Raw genomic sequence first — 18,408 nt, forward strand, 5'->3', positions numbered from 1 at the left:
GCGTGGTCCGGCCACCCCGGCCCGGCTTGACTGAGCCGCAGCGGGCCGGCGTCGGGCCGGTCCCTCCAGGTCAGGGGCACCATGACGACAATCAGGAACATCGTGCTCGTGCACGGTGGTTTCGTGGACGGTTCGGGCTGGCAGGGCGTGCACGAGCGGCTGACCGCCGACGGCTACCGAGTGGCCGTCGTACAGAATCCGACGTGGTCGCTGACGGGTGACGTCACCGCCACCCGTCAGGTCCTCGACGCGCTGGACGGTCCGGCGGTCCTGGTCGGCCACTCCTACGGCGGCGCAGTCATCACCGAGGCGGGCCACCACCCCGGGGTCGCCGCGCTCGTGTACGTCGCCGCGTTCGCCCCGGACAAGGGCGAGTCGGTCGGCGCGCTGGTCGCCGACCCGGCGCCCGGCGCTCCGGTGCCGCCGATCCTGCCGCCCGCCGACGGCTTCCTGACGCTGGACCGGGAGAGGTTCGCGGCGTCCTTCGCCGCCGACCTGCCCGCCGCGCAGGCGGCGTTCATGGCCGACTCGCAGGTCCCGTGGGGCGTCGACGCGCTCGGCGGCACGGTGTCCGAGCCGGCCTGGCGGACCAGGCCGTCCTGGTATCTCGTCGCCGCCGACGACCGGATGATCCCGCCGCCCGTCCAGCGGAGCATGGCCGAACGAGCCGGCGCGACCGTCTCGGAGACCCCGGGCAGCCACGCCGTCTACGTCTCCCGCCCGGCCGTGGTGGCGACGGTGATCGCCCAGGCCGCCGAAGCCGTCTCCGAGCGGTCCTAGCCACGGCCGCACGCCTCGCGCCCGTACGACCGCCCCGCCCGGGCGCTCCCCACGCCCAGGGCGGGGCCGCACCCAGCCCAGCCGAGTCCACAGGAGCCACCTGATGCACGACCGTCCCACGTTCACCCGCCGCAGAATGCTGGTCACCGGAGCTGCCGCCGCGACCACCGCGCTCGCCGCCCAGGCCGCCGGCACCGCCTCGGCCGCCGGGCGCGGCACGCCCGCCGCCAGGCCGACGATCGTGCTGGTGCACGGCGGCTTCGCCGACGCCTCCGGGTGGAACGGCGTGATCAGCAGGCTCCAGGGGCAGGGCTACACGTGCCTCGCCCCCGCCAACCCGCTGCGCGGCCTGCCCACGGACGTCCCCTACCTGGCGAGCGTGCTCGCCTCGGTCGGCGGCCCGATCGTCCTGGTCGGGCACTCCTACGGCGGCGCCGTCATCACCAACGCGGCCGCCGGCAACGCCGACGTCAAGGCTCTCGTGTACATCGCCGCGTTCGCGCCCGACAAGGGCGAGCAGCTCGGCGTCCTGCTCGGTTCGTACCCGGGCTCGCTGATCGGCGAGTCCACCCGGGGTGTCCCCTTCACCAACGCGGACGGCTCCACCGGCACCGACCTGTACCTGACGGAGGACAGGTTCCGGGCCGCGTTCGCGGCTGACCTGCCCGCGGCCACCACCCGGCTCATGCAGGCCACCCAGCGGCCTTTCAGCGCCTCGTCCCTGACCGACGTGACCGAGGCCGCGGCCTGGCGCACCATCCCCTCCTGGGGCCTGGTGGCCGGCGCGGACAAGGCCATCCCGCCGGCGCTGGAGCGCTTCTTCTACCGGCGGGCGGGCTCCCGGGAGGTCGTCGAGGTACCGGGGGCCTCGCACGTCCCGATGATCAGCCACCCGAAGATCGCCACCCGTCTCATCGAGTCCGCCGTCAGGGCCGCCGGCTGATCCGGGACGCCCCCTCGGCCGCCCGGTCCGCTCTCCCCGGACCGGGGCTCCGGCAGCCGCTCAGGTCTGCGGGTCCCCGGGCAGTTCCGCCATGGCCGGCTCCTGCGCGGTGTCCGAAGGCTCACGGAACAGGAACCGGACCGGGATCGGCAGCAGCCACCAGTACTTGGCGAGGCCGGGCGAGACGAACGCCAGCGGAATCGACGTGGCGAAGATCAGGGTGTGCAGGACACTGCGGCGGACCGTCCTCCTCAGCAGCCCCGGCGCCGTGTTCGGGACGGTCAGCGCGGGGGCGGCAAGAAGCCGCAGATACATCCCGCCGAGGAGGGCGAGTGCCAGGGCGATCGATCCCGCGTACACCGCCGTCGCCGTGGTCGTGTCGCCGTACTCGCTGAGCAGCTTGGTCGGGAAGGGCAGCGCGGCGACGACGGCGAGGAGCACGAAGTACAGGTACAGCAGCGCGCGGTCGACGGTGGCGACCAGTTCGAACAGGGCGTGCTGGGACAGCCAGAGCACGCCGATGACGGCGAAGCTCAGCAGATACGCGCCGACGGCCGGCAGCGCCTCCCGGACGGCGTGGGCGACTTCCGAGTCGTGCAGACCCTCGGGGACGGAGATGTCGAGGGCGAGCAGCGTGATGGCGATGGCGAACACGGCGTCGCCGAGCATCGACAGACGCTCGGGGGTCACGGCGGTCTCGCGGCGGCCGAGGCCGAGGAGGCGGTGGTCGGTCATAACGGTGGCACCATGCGATCGATCGGTGGACTGATGGATGCCGGAAGATCTATCACACGCCGGTGTCCGTCCGGTGCGCTGCCAACTCCCTTCTGCCCATAGGTGCTTCACCCGGCGCGGTACGGCCGTGGCCGTACCGCGCCGGGGCCTTTCGGCGGGTCCCGTCAGCCGTCGATGCGGTGGGTGGTCCAGAACGACGTCAGGTCGGTGCTGGTGGCCGCCTGGGCCGCCGCCTTGAACTCGGCGGTGGTCGAGACGCCGTACCAGTGCGAACTGGCGTAGCTCTTCAGGAGGTTGGCCATGGCGGTGTCGCCGATGAGGCGGCGCAGGTCGTGCAGGGCGCACTTGCCGTAGCCGTAGACGACGGTGGAGTAGCGGGAGGAGTGGGCGTCCCAGTACGCCATCGAGTTGGTGATCTTCTCCGCGGACGAGGCCCAGGAGACGCTGTTCCAGCAGTTGGTGCCGGTCAGTCCCTGTGCCAGGTCGGTGGCGTAGTCGGTGAACGCCTCGTCCAGCCAGGGGCTGTTGTACTCGTCGTCGCCGACGATGCCGTACCACCACTGGTGGCCGATCTCGTGGGTGAGCGCGGTGGTGCTGACGAGGTCGAGGACGAAGCCGGGGTACTCCATGCCGCCGAACCAGAAGTTGTTGTCGATGACCGCGTCCAGCTCGCCGTACGGGTAGGCCCCGAAGCGACCGGCGTGCGCGTCCACGGCCGACTTGGCGGTGGTGAGCATCGACTGGGCGCTGGAGGAGCTGATGCCCGACACCGAGTAGATGTTGATCGGGACCCCGCCCGGGGAGGTGCCGGAGATCTTGGTGAACGGCCCGGCGGCCCAGGCGAAGTCACGGACCTTGGAGGCCGTGGCGGTGGTGACGGTACGGCCGCTGGTGCCGGGGGTGTCGGTGGAGGTGCCCGTCGCCGGGACCAGGATGCCGGTGGGGTGGTCCAGGGTCACCTTGAAGTCGGCGGCCAGGGAGTAGAAGGACTCGCCGTTGTTGGTGTACGGGTCCAGGTGCCAGCCGGAGCCGTCCCGGACCGCGAGGACCGGCAGGGCGTTGCCGATCATGCTGAAGGAGCCGTCGTAGCCGAAGCGGTCGGCGCCGCTGGGGACGGTGATGCCCAGGTCGAAGCCGACCGTGGTGCTCTGCCCCTGGGCCAGCGGTGTCGGCAGGGCGATCTCGAGCGCCGTGCAGGCGACCGAGAGTGCCCCCGCGGTGCCGCCGGTGACGTTGCTGACGGTGATCGGCGGGGCCGAGCAGGTGCCGTGGTAGTTGTCCCACAGCCGGAGGTAGATCTCGCTGAGCGCGGTCGCGGAGGCGTTGGTGAAGGTCACGCTCTCGTGACCGGTCCAGCCGGTGCCGGTGGAGTTGCTGGTCAGGCTGACGGTGTACGACGGTGCGGCCGGGGTGCGGGTGGTGTCGCCCGGGGTGGTGGCGGCCGAGGTGTCCAGGGCGACGTCGTCCAGGACGAAGCTGGTCTGGAGGCTGGAGTCCTCGGTGCCGCTGAAGGCGACGGTCACGGTCTGCCCCGCGAACGCGGACACGTCGAACGACTTCTGCACGAACCCGGTGTTCTTGTCCAGGTTGGAGTAGGTCGCCAGGGTGGTGCTGCCGATCTTCGCCGTGAGCTTGTCGTACGCCGTGGACGAGGTCGTCTCGGCGGTGTCGACGTGCAGCCAGAAGGTGAGTGTCGCGGCGCATCCGGAGGGGATGCTGACGCTCTGCGCGAGCGTGTCGGTGTGGGTGCCGCCTGTGCCGTCCAGCCAGGCGAAGCTGGAGCCGCCGTGGGCGGACTGGCCGGAGCGGCTGGTGATCACGCTGGTCGAGGACTGGGTCCAGGGTGACGTGCCGCTCTCGAAGCCGCCGTTGGTGACCACCTGGGCGGGGGTGCAGGCCGCCTGCTCGGCGGCCGAGGCGGTACTGCCGGGGAGCAGGGCCGCGGCGAGTGCCGCGATGGCCAACGCACTGGTGGCGAAGGCCTTGTGGGGGGTCGATCTCACACGGAACTCCTTTACGCCGGCCGGGATTCCGGCCTGCTCGGAGGCCGCCCGCCCGGCAGGGGTGTGCCGGGGAGCGGCCATGGGGCATGCGCTACGAGCGAGTGGTGCGAGTCGGAAGCCTGACAGATTTGACCAGCACATGTCACTAAGGGGTTACCCTCGCGTCAGAGGTGGTCCGCACAGCACGGGGTGGGGTTGGGGACCTCGAAGGGGGCCATCCGGCCACCCGCCGCCGGGACCAGGACGAGGGTGAGGACGCCCGCGCGCCACTCCGGGCGCACGTGGTCCTGGGTCAGGACCTCGGTGGCGGGCGGGAGTCCGGCGGCCGGTGCGCCGAGTACGACCAGGTGCTCGACGGCGGTGCGGTCGAGCAGGTCCGCGACGGTGACGGTGCCGGTCAGGTGTGCCACGCCGGGGTAGACAACGGCCCGGCCGGAGGCGGGGGGCGCGGCGGCAGCCAGGCGGGCGGTGTCCACCGCGTCGGCCGGGCCGTGGGTGCGGTCGGAAAGGGCGAGGCCGGTGCCCTCCGGCAGCGTCCTGAGCAGCTCCGGCCACACCGCGTCCGCGGTCTTGTCCGGCAGGGTCAGCGAGATCGCCGTACCCCGGCGGTCGTCGGTGCGGTACAGGTGGGTGCAGGCGAACACGCCCTCGGTGAGGGCCAGTCGGCCCAGCAGCCGGTGGATCAGGTGGTCGGCCTCGCGCGGGGTCGCCGAACCGGCGTCCACCCCGATGACGGAGTGGACGCCGGACACGTGGTGCGGGGAGGTCATGCGGGCAGGACCCACATCGGGTTGGAGTAGAACCACAGGTCCTTCCACGGGTCGGCGTCACCGAGGACGTCGATGGCCGGGCCGGCCGGGTCCACGGCGGCGCCGTGGATGCCGACCGCGGAGCGGTTGCCGTCGGTGCCGCGCAGCCGGACGTAGACCGGCTTGTCGAGACGGCCGAGGGAGTACGTCAGCTTGACCGTGCCGGTCGACTTGTCGACCTCGAAGGACTTGACGACCTTGGTGGCGGGCGTGGCGAAGGTGTCCCTGTCGCTCACCTTGCCGGTGACATCGCCCTGGATGACGTCGACGCGGGCCAACGAGGGCACGAACTGCGCCCAGTTGGGGCCGTTGGCGAGGCTGATCTCGATGACGAGGTCCACCCGGCTGCCCTTGCGGACCTGGAGCACCCCGCCCAGGGTCACCGCGCGGGAGCCGGAGCGCAGCTGGGCGTCCAGGCCGCTGATCAGGCCGCCGTGGTCCACCCAGACCCGGCCGGCGCGGATGCCGTCCATGACCGACTTGTAGGAGAAGGAGGCCGCGCCGACGTGGGTGCGGGAGTACTGGCCGGGCCAGAAGTCGGTGTCGGTGAGGCTGATGCCGGTGCCGTAGACCGGGTCGTTGTACCGGCCGTTGGCGTTGAAGTCGCTGTTCGGGCCGCGTACCGCGGTGTCGGCGTAGACGTTGTGGGAGTCGGAGTTGGCGGTGATCCACCAGGGCTTGCCCTCGGCGAGCAGGCTGTCCCACAGGCCGCCGACGGTGGCGGTCATCCAGTCGAAGCCGCCCCAGGTGCGGTAGCTCTCCAGCGGGTAGCCGCCGAAGGAGTCGGCGCTCGGGCTGTTGTCGTAGATGCCGCGGGCCGAGCCGGGGCCGTTCGGCTTGGGCAGGCCGCCCGCCTGGTGGCCGGGGGCGCCCTCGAAGCCGACCGCGATGGACGGCTGGGCGTCGCGCCAGGCGCGGATCTCGTGCGGGGAGTCGATGCCCTTGCGCGCCGGGTGGTTGGCGAGGAACAGGGCGTCCTTGACCTTGCGGCGCTGGACCTGCTCGGCGAGGAAGTTGAGGCCGGAGATGGCCAGCGCCTCGTTGGCGGGGGTGCTCGCGGAGGCGCCCTTGACCGAGCCGTCGAAGGAGTTCTCGAACTCCTTGAGGACGGCGACCTCGTTCTTGCCGGGGTGGACGAAGACCGTGCCGTGCTCGGCGGCCGGGATGTTCCACTCCAGGCCCTGGAAGACCAGCGTGTCGTCGATCTCGTCACGGGCGGCGACGATGTCCGGGTTGACCTTCTCGACACCGATCTTGGCGTGGGTCTCGCTGCCGTGGTCGGTGATGACCATCCAGTCCAGGCCGTGGGCGTTGGCCTGCCGGACGTGGTCGATGACCCGGTACTTGGCGTCGGAGCTGTACTGGGTGTGGATGTGGTGGTCGCCGGCCAGCCAGAGGTAGCCGCCGGAACGGCCGTCGGCGGAGTGGGAGGAGGAGACCGCGGCGGCGGCCTGACCCGCGCCGGCGAGGACACTGCCCGCGGCGAGGCCGGCGCCCAGCAGGCCGGTGCGGCGCAGCATCGAGCGGCGGGAGAGCTGACCGGGCGTCAGCTCCGCGTCGGGGACGGACAGATCGAGGGCGGGCGGCAGCGACGACGCGGCGTCGCCGTCCCCGTGGTGGTGATGGTGACCGTGGTCGTGGCTGTGACCGTGGCTCATGTTCGGAACTCCCGCGGGCGGCCGGTACGGGGGGGGGTGACTCAGGACGTGCAGAGTCTGCGAAGGTCGCGTGAACAGCGGGAGTCGAGGTCATGGTGAGGTAAAGAACCGCTGATGTGCAGCAAACGACGGGGACTTGGGACCGTAAAGCCGCACCGGCGGGGCAAAGGCAACGCCCGGACCGGCCGGTGTGGCCGGCCCGGGCGTCATGCACCGGGTCCGTTCGGGATCAGACCAGGTCGAAGCGGTCCGCGTTCGCGACCTTCGTCCAGGCGGCGACGAAGTCCTTCACGAACTTCTCCTTGGCGTCGTCGCTCGCGTAGACCTCAGCGACGGCGCGCAGCTCGGAGTTGGAGCCGAAGACCAGGTCGGCACGGGTGCCGGTCCACTTGACCGCGCCGCTCGCGTCGCGGCCCTCGAAGGTGGACTGGTCCTCGGAGGTGGACTTCCAGGTCGTGCCCATGTCGAGCAGGTTGACGAAGAAGTCGTTGGTCAGCACGCCCGGCGTCTCGGTGAGGACGCCGTGCTTCGAGCCGCCCTGGTTGGCACCGAGGACGCGCAGACCGCCGACGAGGACGGTCAGCTCGGGGGCGCTCAGGCCGAGCAGGTTGGCACGGTCGAGGAGCAGGTACTCGGCGCGCAGGCGGTTGCCCTTGCCGAGGTAGTTGCGGAAGCCGTCCGAGGTCGGCTCCAGGGCCGCGAAGGACTCGGCGTCCGTGTGCTCGTCGGTCGCGTCGACCCGGCCCGGGGTGAAGGGCACCTCGATGTCGACGCCGGCGTCCTTGGCGGCCTTCTCCACGGCGGCGGCACCGCCGAGGACGATCAGGTCGGCCAGGGAGACCTTCTTGGCACCGGTGCTGAAGTCGCGCTGGACACCCTCCAGGACGCGCAGGACCTGGGCGAGCTCGTCCGGGTTGTTGACCTCCCAGCCGCGCTGCGGCTCCAGGCGGATGCGGGCGCCGTTGGCACCGCCGCGCTTGTCGCTGCCGCGGTACGTCGAGGCCGACGCCCAGGCGGTGGAGACGAGCTGCGAGACCGTGAGGCCCGAGTCGAGGAGCTTGGCCTTGAGCGCCGTGACGTCGGCGGCGTCGATGGCCTCGCCCTCGGCCTGCGGCAGCGGGTCCTGCCACAGCAGGGTCTCGGCCGGGACCTCCGGGCCGAGGTACAGCGACTTCGGGCCCATGTCACGGTGGGTCAGCTTGTACCAGGCGCGGGCGAAGGCGTCCGCGAACACCTCCGGGTTCTCGTGGAACCGGCGGGAGATGGGCTCGTAGATCGGGTCGAAGCGCAGCGACAGGTCGGTGGTGAGCATCGTCGGGAGCTTCTTCTTCGACGCATCGTGCGCGTCGGGGATGATCGCCTCGGCGTCCTTGGCCACCCACTGCTTGGCGCCGGCCGGAGACTCGGTCAGCTCCCACTCGTAGCCGAAGAGGATGCTGAAGAAATCGTTGCTCCACTGGGTGGGCTTGGTGGTCCAGGTGACCTCCAGGCCGCTGGTGATCGCGTCGCCGCCCTTGCCGGTGCCGAAGGTGCTCTTCCAGCCCAGGCCCTGCTGCTCGATCGGCGCGCCCTCGGGGTCGGCGCCCACGTTGTCCGCGGGTCCGGCGCCGTGGGTCTTGCCGAAGGTGTGACCACCGGCGATGAGGGCGACGGTCTCCTCGTCGTTCATCGCCATCCGGCGGAACGTCTCACGGATGTCGCGGGCCGCGGCGATCGGGTCCGGGTTGCCGTTGGGGCCCTCCGGGTTGACGTAGATCAGGCCCATCTGGACGGCGCCGAGCGGGTTCTCCAGGTCACGGTCGCCCGTGTAGCGCTGGTCGTCGAGCCAGACCTTCTCGGGACCCCAGTAGACGTCCTCCTCCGGCTCCCAGACGTCCTCGCGGCCGCCGCCGAAGCCGAAGGTCGTAAAGCCCATCGACTCCAGGGCCACGTTGCCGGTGAGGATCATCAGGTCGGCCCAGGAGATGGCCTGGCCGTACTTCTTCTTGACCGGCCACAGCAGACGGCGCGCCTTGTCCAGGTTGCCGTTGTCCGGCCAGCTGTTGAGCGGGGCGAAGCGCTGCTGGCCGGCGCCGGCGCCGCCGCGGCCGTCGGAGATGCGGTAGGTGCCCGCGCTGTGCCAGGCCATCCGGATCATCAGCGGGCCGTAGTTGCCGAAGTCGGCCGGCCACCAGTCCTGCGAGGTGGTGAGCACCTCCGCGATGTCACGTTTCACGGCGGCGAGGTCGAGGTTCTGGAACGCCTCGGCGTAGTCGAAGCCCTCGCCGAGCGGGTTCGCGACGGCGGGGTTCTTGGCAAGGATCTTCAGGTTGAGTCCCTCGGGCCACCATTGGCGGTTGCCGCCGCCCTGGGTGGGGTGCGGGGCACGGTCGTGCGCGACCGGGCACTGGCCCGCGGCGTTCTCCTGGGTCTCAGACATGGGGGAAATCCTTCCGGAATGGGCGGATCAAGATACTCAGGAACTACTGACGGTGGAGCAGGCGGGGCACAGGCCCCAGTAGATGACCTCGGCCTCGTCGATGGCGAAGCCGTGGTCGTCCGAAGCGGTCAGGCACGGCGCGTCGCCGACCGCGCAGTCGACGTCGGCGACGGCACCGCACGACCGGCACAGGACGTGGTGGTGGTTGTCGCCGACGCGTCCCTCGAACCGGGCCGGGCTGCCGGCCGGTTCGATACGGCGTATGAGTCCTGCCGTGGTGAGCGCGTGCAGCGCGTCGTACACGGCTTGAAGCGATATGTGGCCCACCCGCTCGCGGACGCCCGAGGCGATCGCCTCGACGTCGAGGTGGTCGCCGTGGCGGACGGTCTCCAGCAGCGCGACGCGGGCGGCCGTCACCCGCAGGCCGGCACCGCGCAGCTCTTCGGCGGTCGTCGGGGGCTGGGATGCGGTCATGGCGCCAACCTATCCTCATAAACACGAGTGATTCAAGAAAACAAACCGCTCAAGTCTGGTGGCGAACCGGCCAACATCCGCCCCACCGGCCCCCACCGCCCCCCACCGCCCCCGCCACTCCCCGCCACACGGCTTTGCCATCTCTTTACAACCCGCCCCGGCGCCGGGTCGTCTCTCCGCTCGATCCGTTATTCAGCCCGCCCCGACCACGGCGGGCCGACGAAAGAGAGCGTCCTCATGCGCCGAACAGTCCTGAGCGCCGCGGCACTCGCCTGCACCGCCGTGCTGGCGGGCACCGTGCCCGCGTTCGCCGACGGCACGTCCCCGAGCCCGGTGCCCACCGCGGCCCCGTCGTCCGCCCGCTCCGCCGAACCCTCCGCCGTCCCGTCGAAGGTGCCCACTCGGGCCGCGTCCCCCGTCCCCGCGCCGACCCGGGACTCGCACCAGGTCGCCGCGGTGCCGCAGGGCGCCCCGGACACCGGGGTGGCGGAGCCGTCCTCGGACTCCACCACCGAGGGCGCGCTGATCGGCGGCGGCGCGGCGGCCGTGCTCGCCGCGGGCGCGGCGGTGTTCGCCGTCCGTCGCCGCCGGGCGACCGGGGCATGACCCCGCTCTCCAGGCGCGCCTTCGTCACCGCCGCGACGGCCTCGCTGCTGGCGGGCTGCGCGGACCGGACACCGGACCGGACGGCTCCCGCGGCACACCGGCGGGCGGCACCTTCGCCTTCCACGTCCGCGTCGTCGTCCTCGGCCGGGTCCGCCGCGCCCACCGCGCTCGGGCGTTCCGTGCCGGTCCGGCTGCGCATCCCGGCGATCGGGGTCGACACCGCGCTGCTGCGGCTGGGCCTCGCGGCCGACGGCACGGTGCAGGTGCCGCCGATCGCCGCGCACGACCGGGCGGGCTGGTACCGCTACTCCCCCACCCCGGGGCAGACCGGTCCGTCGGTGATCCTCGGCCATGTCACGGTCGGCGCGTACGGCGACGGGGTGTTCCGCCGGCTCGCGGAGCTGCGCCGGGGCGAGCAGGCCGTGGCGCGTCTGGAGAACGGCAGGTCGGCGGTCTTCACCGTCGACGAGGTGCGGACGGTCGCCAAGGCCGCGTTCCCGACACAGGAGGTGTACGGGGACGTGGACCGCCCGGAACTGCGGCTGATCACCTGCGGCGGTCCGCGAGGGGGCGACGGCTACCTCGACAACGTGATCGTCTTCGCCTCGCTGACCGGCACGACACCCTGACCCGGCAGCACGGGTGCGGGACCGGTGGAACGTACACCACCGGTCCCGCATCCTCCCCGACGAGTCCTGCAAGTCCTACGAGTCCCACAAGTCCGACGAGCGAGCCCCTTCGACCCTGGAGAACGTTGAACCGGTCCCGTGACACGGCGGCCTCCGAGCTCTTCGCCGCCCTGTACCCGCGCCTGGCCGGCTGGTGCCGCCGTCTGGTCGACGACGACGAGACGGCACACGAGATCGCCTCGGAGGCGTTCACCCGGCTGTGGGCCCGGTGGACGAAGGTGGAGGAGCCGCGCGGCTTCCTCTACGTCACCGCGGCCAATCTCGTCCGGGACCACTGGCGCAAGCTGGAGCGCGAGCGCCGTGCGGTGCGCCGTGCCGGCTCGGAGGCCGCGACCCGCCCGCACGCAGAGCCGGCGGATCCCTCGGTACGTCTGCTGGTGCAGTCGCTGCCGGAGCGGCTGCGGGTGCCGATCCTGCTGCACTACTACGCTGACATGCCGATCCGGGAGGTGTCCGAGCTGACCGGGCGCAAGGAAGGAACCGTCAAGGCCGATCTGCACGCGGCCCGAGAACTGCTCCGCGGCCATCTGAGGAGAAGCCTTGACCACACGCTTTGACGACGAGCCCGAGTTCGACGGGCCCGACGACCCCCTCGCGGTCATCCTGCGGCCGCCGGGCGCACACCTCGGTCCGCCGCCGGGCCGCTACGAGGAGATCCGCCGGGCCGCGAGCCGCCGCCGGCTCGTCCGCACCGCGGCCGGAGCCGGGGTGACCTGTGCGGTCGGCGTCTGCGTCGCCCTGTCGCTGCATCTGACGGCGCCTGCCACGCCGCACTCCCCCCAGGTCCCCCTCGCGCCGCCGACCGTCAGCCCCACCGCCCCGCACCGCCCCTCGGGATCCCCGGCCCCCGCCACCCCCACCCCCAGCCCGAGCGGGAGCGTCGCACCCACGCACCGGGAGACCACGCAGGCTCCCACCCGGGGGCCGTCGGCGGCCGCGTCCACGGTCCCGTCGGCGGTCCGGGGCGCCCCGTCCGAGAGCCGGCCCAGCGCTGTCGCCACGGCGACCAGCCGCTGAGCGCCCAGCTGCAAGCGCCGCGTCATGTCGTTGCTCGTCTGCGGCGGCGTCGTGGCTGGTCGCGCAGTTCCCCGCGCCCCTTTGGGGCGCCGACGTCAACGCGGCGGCGGGGGACGTCATCCGTCCGTGCCCCCGTCTTCCGACGCCCCGCCCGCACCCCAAAGGTGCGGGTCAAGGCGCCGCTCCGGCATGTGCGGAGCGCGGTGGGGGCCGCGGCACGGATGGCCGAGGCCGCGCCTCGGCGTTGGTGTGATGTTTCGTACAAGGCCGGAATGAAAGGTGTGGAACGGGCAACGTTCCGTTTCGTGCTCCACCCGCGAACCCTCCGGCAGGTGACTTGATGACGACGGCGACCCAGGCCCCTTCGACCGCTCCGGCCGCCGCGCCACCCTCCCGTCCCCTGCCGTCCGCCCCCGCCCCCTCGCTGCCCTCCCTGACCGGACTGAGATGGATGGCCGCCGTGCTGGTCTTCGGGCTGCACGTGCACAACTTCCGTTATTTCGGCGGCACCGGCGGCCGCATCGTGACCTGGGGGTTCGAGGCCGGCGCCTCGGGGGTGTCGTTCTTCTTCATCCTCTCCGGGTTCGTCCTGATGTGGACCGCGCGGCCGGGCGACCGGGCAACGCGCTTCTGGTGGCGGCGGATCGCCCGCGTCTACCCGGTGCACCTGGTCACCGTCGCCGTCGCGCTGGTCATGGTGTGCACGCTGCCCCGCCAGCCGAGGCCGACCCTGTTGCAGGGCCTGGCCGACGTCTTCCTGGTGCACTCCTGGTGGCGGCCGTGGTGGCAGACGCTGGACCCGGTCAGCTGGTCGCTGGCCTGCGAGGCCTTCTTCTACGCCGCGTTCCCGCTGCTGGCGCTGCTGCTGCGGCGCCTCGGCGGCCGGGGTGCCGCGGCGCTGGCCGCGCTGTCCGTGCTGACGGTGCTGGCGCTGGCCTGGACGGACGCGCACCACTGGTGGACGCAGCCGATCAGTTCCTTCCCGGCCGCCCGGCTGCCGGAGTTCGTGCTGGGCGCGGCCATCGCGCGTCTTGTGCTGCTCGGCCGGTGGCGCGGCCCGGGCCTGGAAGCCTCGCTGGCGCTGACGGTCATCGGCTACTTCCTGGTCCCGCAGGTCACCGAGGACTACGCGGCCACCGCCTGCACCATCACGGGCTTCGCGCTGCTCATCCCGGCGGCGGCCGTCGCGGACCTGCACGGCCTGCCCTCGATGTGGCGGCGCCGCCGGCTGGTCCGCCTCGGCGAACTGTCGTTCGCGTTCTACATGGTCCATCTGCTGGTGCTGCGGGCGGGCACCCATCTGCTCGGCACCCGCCCGCGTTTCGACCTGCTCACCGGCGCGGCCGTCGCCGCCGTCGCGTTCACCGTGTCGCTTGGCCTGTCCTGGCTCCTGTACGAGGGCGTGGAGCGGCCCGCGCGGCGGCTGTTGCTACGGCGTCCGGCACGTCGGCGGACGGCCTAGCGCCCGACCGGTTACGGGAACTGCGTCACCTTGGACGGGGTCGTGCTGGTCCCCGAGGTCGGCGATCCGGTGGTGTTGACGACGTGGGCGTACTGGCCCATGCCGCCGAGGGAGATCACCAGCAGGTCGTGCATCTTGATCCCCGAACCGGTCGGCACCTGGAAGCCGTTGGACTGCACGATCGTCGGATCGGCCGTGTAGTTGCAGTAGCTGCCCAGGCCCCACGCCTCGTGGGTGGTCACGGTGTCGGCGACCTTGTAGGCCGCGTAGCCGACGACGCCGTCGTGGGTGATGGCGGCGGCGTTCGGGGCGTCGTACGCCTTCTCGTTCTGGAAGAAGATCGTGCGGCCGCGTTCGCCGTTCCAGTAGACGTCGTACTTGTTGAAGTGCTCGACGAACAGGCCGGTGGCGAGGACGTCGTTGCCGTTGACTCTGAGGCCGTAGTCGGCGCGGTTGGTGTCCCAGCCGACGCCGCTGCCGTGGTCGGCGCGCCAGAGCCAGGTGTGGTCGATGATCACGTTGTTGCTGTTGACCACGACCGAGTTGGTGGCGAGGCCGGGTCCGGCGCCGCCGATGCGGACGAACACGTCCTGCATGGAGGTGGGGTTGGCGGAGTGGTCGGCGGTGGAGCCCGGGTCGCCGATCCGCAGCAGGGTGTCGGAGTTGACGGTGCCCGCGTCGATGAGGAACCCGGCGAGCTTGACGCCGTCGACGTCGGCGACGTGCATGGCGTCGACGCCGTTGTCCGGGACCAGGGTGGCCAGGCCCAGGCCGAGGACCACCGTGTTGGCGCGGGTGACGTTGATGGTCTGGTCGAGGTGGTAGATGCCCGGGGTGAAGAGGAGGTTGAGGCCCTGGGCGAGGGCCTGGTTGATGGTGGCGGCCGTGGCGCCGGGCTTGACGACGTAGAACTGGTCCAGCGGGATGGAGGTGCCCGCGTTCGCCGGCCAGGAGACGCCCCGGGCGTTGGTGCGCTTGGCCGGGACGAAGACCTTGTAGTCGTTGCCGTCCAGGTAGAGGAAGGGCTTCTCGCGCGAGACGGGGGTGGTGTCCAGCGTGGTGTACGGGCCGGAGTCGAAGTTGGTGGCGGGTGCGCCCTCGACGCCGGAGAAGGTCATGTTCCACACGCCGTTGGTCCAGCCGCCGACCGAGCTGTCGCGGGTGTACCACTGCTGCTGGGAGTACGGGCCGACGGTGCCGTCGATCTTGGAGTCGGCGATGTAGCCGCCGGAGGCCCAGCCGTAGCCGTTCGGCGCGAGGTTGAGACCGCCCTTGACGTGGATCCGACGGAAGGGGGCCGCCTGAGCCACGGCCCAGCGGTCGGTGCCGTTGGACGGCGTGATGGCGAAGTTCTCCGCCGAACGCCAGAAGTTCTGGGTGGCGTTGCCGTTGAACCAGCCGGCGTCGACCGTGACGTCACCGTTGATCTGGGTGTCGTCGGGGTTGAGGCCGAGCCCGGAGATCGAGGTGTAGAAGCCGATCTGGGCGTTGATGCCGCTGTAGGTGCCCGGCTTGAGCAGGAACTGGTAGCGGCCGGTGCCGAACTGGGCCGACTCCTGCTGGGCGAAGACGGAGTCGAACTTCGCCTGGAGGTTCGGCGTGGACGGGTCGACGACGATCACGTTGGGGCCGAGGTCGCCGCCGCCCTGGACCGGGGGCGTGCCGGTGGTGGTGCCGTAGACCTGGAACTCCCAGAGCGAGTAGCCCCACTGGGTGGCGCGGTGCACGCCCAGCATCCGGACGTAGCGGCCCTGCCCGGAGACGGACAGGGTGTCGGTGCCGCCGTCGCCGCCGGTCACGGACTGCAGGTCGGTCCAGTTGGTGCCGTCCGAGGAGATCTGGACCTTGTAGTCCTTGCCGTAGGCGGTCTCCCAGTTGAGGACCACCTGGTTGACCTGGGCGGTGGCGCCGAGGTCGACCTGGAGCCACTGGTCGTCGGTGAAGGCGGACGACCAGCGGGTGCCGGTGTTGCCGTCCACCGCGTTCCCGGCGGCGGTCCCGGCGTTCTCCGCGGAGGACGCGGTGGCCGTCTTGCCCTGGGACAACGGGGTGTCGGCGGCATGGGCCGCCGGTGCGTGTGCGGCGGGCAGGGCGAGCAGTGCTGCCAGAGCGGCGAGCACCACGCCCAGGGATCTCAGTCTCATCAGCGGCTCCCTGAGGTGAGCACGGGGTGCACCCAACCGGTGCACCCCACTGCTTAGTTCAGGATTTGATTTAAGTGGTGAGGCAACCGGGCGACAACCCTTCGGCAGCGGAATTTTCAACGATCGCCGCTGCGCGAACCGAAGCCGAAGGGGGTTCCGGCCCGCGGGTCACCCGGCGAGCTGCTGGTACATGGCGGCGAGGTCGCCGGACAGGGCACCCTTGGCCCAGCGGGTGAGGTCGTCGGCGAGCACCTCGTAGGCGCCCGACTCGACACCGTCGAGAGCGGCCGCCGCGATGTCCTGCGGCTTCGTCTTGGGTCCGTCGACATGGGCCGCCATGTCGGTGTCGACGTAGCCCATGTGCAGGCCGGTGACGCCGATGCCCCGAGGCTGGAGCGCCAGGCGCAGGCTGTTGGTCTGCGACCACAGAGCCGACTTGGAGGCGCTGTAGGCGCCGCCCTCGGCGATCCAGGACAGGACGGAGTGCACGTTCAGGATGTGGCCGCCGCCGTTGCGCTCGATGACCGGGACGAAGGCGCGGGCGAGCAGCAGCGGGCCGTAGAAGTTGGTCTCGAACTCGCCGCGGATGTCGTCCAGCGAGGAGGTCAGGAAGCGGGTCCCGGTGGCGACCCCGGCGTTGTTGACGAGGACGGTCACGTCCTGCGCCTGCTCGGCGACCGCGGCCACCGAGTCGGGGTCGGTCACCTCCAGGGCCAGTGGTACGGCGTCGGGGTGGGTGACGGTGCGCGGGTCGCGGGCGGTGGCGTAGACCTTGCCGGCGCCGCGTGCGTACGCCTCCTCCACCAGCGCCTTTCCGACGCCCCGGCTGCCGCCGGTGACGAGGACGACGGAGTCCTTGATCGCGGTCATGACACTCACGCTCCAGACTTGCGGAGAGATTGGAAACCGATCGGTTTCCTTCGGATGCCACCCATCGTAAACCGATCGGTTTCCAGCTTCAATCGCGGGGCGCGGTACCCGGCCGCGGGCAGCACCGGGTGTCCTTACGGGCAGGGCGGGTCACCCGATCCGGCTCCTTGCGTCCGACCACTGGCTTCGGACTCCTACCGGGCGGTATACAGACCCCCGACACACGCGTGCGGGCCGCCCGTCGGGACCGGTTCCGTACGCGTCCTGGTTCCAGGGGGGAACTCCATGGCGTACGGCACCCCGTCCGACGGTTCGGCGCGACGGCACCGGCGGAAGGCGGCTGTGGCGGCGGCGCTGGGCGGCTGCGCCCTGGTGGCCGCGTCCACCACACCGGCGGCGGCACACGGCGGCGGCCCCGGACACGGCTCCGGACACGACCGCGGCACCAGTTATGTGGCGCTCGGCGACTCCTACACCTCGGGCCCGGTCATCCCGACCCAGGTCGACGCGAACTGCGCCCGCTCCGACCACAACTACCCCTCGCTGGTGGCCGCGGCCCGGCACGTGAGCGCGTTCAAGGACGTCAGCTGTTCCGGTGCGACGACCGCGGAGATGTGGAAGGCGCAGGGCACCAACGGGCCCCAGCTGGACGCCGTCCAGCGGAGCACCGACCTGGTGACGCTCCAGATCGGCGGCAACGACGTGGGGTTCAGCTCCATCATCGGCACCTGCGCGGCCCTCAGCTCCAAGGACCTGACCGGCAACCCCTGCCAGCAGTACTACAACGCCTCCGGCACCGACCAGCTGACGCTCGACATCGCGCAGACCGCGCCCAAGGTCGACAAGGTGCTGCGGGCCGTCCGCGCCCGGGCCCCGCACGCCCGGATCCTGGTCGTCGGCTACCCCGACCTGCTGCCCGACGACGGCAGCGGCTGCTACCCGACGGTGCCCTTCGCCGCCAAGGACTTCCCCTACCTCCGCGACACCGGGAAGCGGCTGAACCTCATGCTGCGCATGGTCGCCGCCTGGAACGGCGCCCGGTACGTGGACACCTACGGCCCGACCGTCGGCCACGACATGTGCAAGGCCCCCGCCGACCGCTGGATCGAACCCCTGCAGCCGACCTCCCCGGCGGCCCCCGCCCACCCCAACGCCAAGGGCGAGGCGGCCATGGCCCAGGCCGTGCTGAACCGGCTGGAGCGGCGCTACTAGGAGGCGGGCGCGGTGGGCCCCTCAGGGGGCCCCGCGCCCCGACACCCCGGGCCGTGCGGCCCCGTGGGACGGTTCGCGATAGGTTGACCTGCATGAGCGACAACGTTTATTTCGACATCTCGATCAACGACCAGCCGGCCGGCCGGATCGTGTTCAGCCTGTTCGACAAGGTGGTGCCCGAGACGGCCCGCAACTTCCGTGAGCTCGCCACGGGGCAGCACGGCTTCGGGTACGCCGGTTCCGGCTTCCACCGGATCATCCCGCAGTTCATGCTCCAGGGCGGTGACTTCACCCGCGGTGACGGCACCGGCGGCAAGAGCATCTACGGCGAGAAGTTCAAGGACGAGAACTTCGACCTCAAGCACGACCGTCCGTACCTGCTGAGCATGGCCAACGCGGGCCGGAACACCAACGGCTCGCAGTTCTTCGTCACCACCGTCGTGACGTCCTGGCTGGACGGCAAGCACGTGGTCTTCGGTGAGGTCGTCGAGGGCCAGGACATCGTCGACAAGATCGAGAGCTACGGCTCGCAGAGCGGTAACCCCAAGGCCAAGGTCCAGATCACGGCGAGCGGCACCGTCTGATCC

17 protein-coding genes are annotated in these 18,408 nt (G+C 71.4%); 9 read left to right on the forward strand and 8 right to left on the reverse strand.

What is annotated here, in order from left to right:
• Positions 1 to 81: 81 nt before the first annotated feature.
• Entirely contained in the window at positions 82 to 780 is a 699-nt protein-coding gene (locus tag ACWGKQ_RS15020) for an alpha/beta fold hydrolase (protein WP_453292339.1), read from the forward strand.
• 103 nt (positions 781 to 883) lie between these two features.
• Positions 884 to 1,723, forward strand: a complete 840-nt coding sequence (locus tag ACWGKQ_RS15025) for an alpha/beta fold hydrolase (protein WP_453292340.1) — start codon at positions 884 to 886, stop codon at positions 1,721 to 1,723.
• 60 nt (positions 1,724 to 1,783) lie between these two features.
• Here ACWGKQ_RS15025 and ACWGKQ_RS15030 read toward each other — a convergent pair whose 3' ends face one another.
• The 6 genes from ACWGKQ_RS15030 to ACWGKQ_RS15055 form a co-directional block, all read right to left on the reverse strand.
• Positions 1,784 to 2,458: a TMEM175 family protein gene (locus ACWGKQ_RS15030; protein WP_453292341.1), complete on the reverse strand. Its 675-nt coding sequence runs from the start codon at positions 2,456 to 2,458 to the stop codon at positions 1,784 to 1,786.
• A 164-nt stretch (positions 2,459 to 2,622) separates the two neighbouring features.
• Positions 2,623 to 4,461, reverse strand: coding sequence for a M1 family aminopeptidase (locus ACWGKQ_RS15035; RefSeq protein WP_453292342.1), 1,839 nt, complete (start codon positions 4,459 to 4,461; stop codon positions 2,623 to 2,625).
• A gap of 164 nt (positions 4,462 to 4,625) precedes the next feature.
• Positions 4,626 to 5,231 carry a hypothetical protein gene (locus ACWGKQ_RS15040; RefSeq protein ID WP_453292343.1) on the reverse strand — a complete coding sequence of 202 codons (606 nt, stop codon included), beginning with the start codon at positions 5,229 to 5,231 and terminating at the stop codon, positions 4,626 to 4,628.
• Positions 5,228 to 6,928: a PHP domain-containing protein gene (locus ACWGKQ_RS15045; protein ID WP_453292344.1), complete on the reverse strand. Its 1,701-nt coding sequence runs from the start codon at positions 6,926 to 6,928 to the stop codon at positions 5,228 to 5,230. The genes ACWGKQ_RS15040 and ACWGKQ_RS15045 overlap by 4 nt, the downstream gene beginning before the upstream one ends.
• 229 nt (positions 6,929 to 7,157) lie before the next feature.
• The gene (gene katG / locus ACWGKQ_RS15050) at positions 7,158 to 9,347 is read right to left on the reverse strand and encodes a catalase/peroxidase HPI (protein WP_453292345.1); all 2,190 of its coding nucleotides are present in this window, start codon (positions 9,345 to 9,347) and stop codon (positions 7,158 to 7,160) included.
• 36 nt (positions 9,348 to 9,383) lie between these two features.
• Positions 9,384 to 9,821 (reverse strand): Fur family transcriptional regulator, encoded by a 438-nt coding sequence (locus tag ACWGKQ_RS15055; protein ID WP_453292346.1) that lies wholly within the window; start codon positions 9,819 to 9,821, stop codon positions 9,384 to 9,386.
• Between the two features lie 237 nt (positions 9,822 to 10,058).
• Between ACWGKQ_RS15055 and ACWGKQ_RS15060 the strand changes: the two genes are divergently transcribed.
• The 5 genes from ACWGKQ_RS15060 to ACWGKQ_RS15080 all read left to right on the forward strand — a co-directional run bounded on the left by ACWGKQ_RS15060 (position 10,059) and on the right by ACWGKQ_RS15080 (position 13,595).
• Positions 10,059 to 10,427 carry a sortase-dependent protein gene (locus ACWGKQ_RS15060; RefSeq protein ID WP_453292347.1) on the forward strand — a complete coding sequence of 123 codons (369 nt, stop codon included), beginning with the start codon at positions 10,059 to 10,061 and terminating at the stop codon, positions 10,425 to 10,427.
• Entirely contained in the window at positions 10,424 to 11,056 is a 633-nt protein-coding gene (locus ACWGKQ_RS15065) for a class F sortase (protein WP_453292348.1), read from the forward strand. The genes ACWGKQ_RS15060 and ACWGKQ_RS15065 overlap by 4 nt, the downstream gene beginning before the upstream one ends.
• A 125-nt stretch (positions 11,057 to 11,181) precedes the next feature.
• Entirely contained in the window at positions 11,182 to 11,673 is a 492-nt protein-coding gene (locus ACWGKQ_RS15070; protein ID WP_453292349.1) for an RNA polymerase sigma factor, read from the forward strand.
• Positions 11,657 to 12,133 carry a hypothetical protein gene (locus tag ACWGKQ_RS15075; protein ID WP_453292350.1) on the forward strand — a complete coding sequence of 159 codons (477 nt, stop codon included), beginning with the start codon at positions 11,657 to 11,659 and terminating at the stop codon, positions 12,131 to 12,133. Before ACWGKQ_RS15070 ends, ACWGKQ_RS15075 begins: the two co-directional genes overlap by 17 nt.
• Positions 12,134 to 12,473: 340 nt before the next feature.
• Complete coding sequence (locus tag ACWGKQ_RS15080) at positions 12,474 to 13,595, forward strand: acyltransferase family protein (RefSeq protein ID WP_453292351.1); 1,122 nt, start codon at positions 12,474 to 12,476, stop codon at positions 13,593 to 13,595.
• An 11-nt stretch (positions 13,596 to 13,606) separates the two neighbouring features.
• On the opposite strand, the gene ACWGKQ_RS15085 is transcribed toward ACWGKQ_RS15080, so the two are convergent.
• Positions 13,607 to 15,739 carry a discoidin domain-containing protein gene (locus tag ACWGKQ_RS15085; RefSeq protein ID WP_453292352.1) on the reverse strand — a complete coding sequence of 711 codons (2,133 nt, stop codon included), beginning with the start codon at positions 15,737 to 15,739 and terminating at the stop codon, positions 13,607 to 13,609.
• Positions 15,740 to 15,907: 168 nt separating this feature from the next.
• Complete coding sequence (locus tag ACWGKQ_RS15090; RefSeq protein ID WP_453292353.1) at positions 15,908 to 16,609, reverse strand: SDR family oxidoreductase; 702 nt, start codon at positions 16,607 to 16,609, stop codon at positions 15,908 to 15,910.
• Positions 16,610 to 16,894: 285 nt separating this feature from the next.
• Between ACWGKQ_RS15090 and ACWGKQ_RS15095 the strand changes: the two genes are divergently transcribed.
• Together ACWGKQ_RS15095 and ACWGKQ_RS15100 are read left to right on the forward strand one after the other, a co-directional pair.
• Positions 16,895 to 17,821, forward strand: coding sequence for an SGNH/GDSL hydrolase family protein (locus tag ACWGKQ_RS15095; protein WP_453292354.1), 927 nt, complete (start codon positions 16,895 to 16,897; stop codon positions 17,819 to 17,821).
• Between the two features lie 92 nt (positions 17,822 to 17,913).
• Complete coding sequence (locus ACWGKQ_RS15100) at positions 17,914 to 18,405, forward strand: peptidylprolyl isomerase (RefSeq protein ID WP_453292355.1); 492 nt, start codon at positions 17,914 to 17,916, stop codon at positions 18,403 to 18,405.
• The last annotated feature ends 3 nt before the right edge of the window (positions 18,406 to 18,408 follow it).

It is taken from the genome of Streptomyces sp. NPDC054770 (assembly GCF_053611985.1).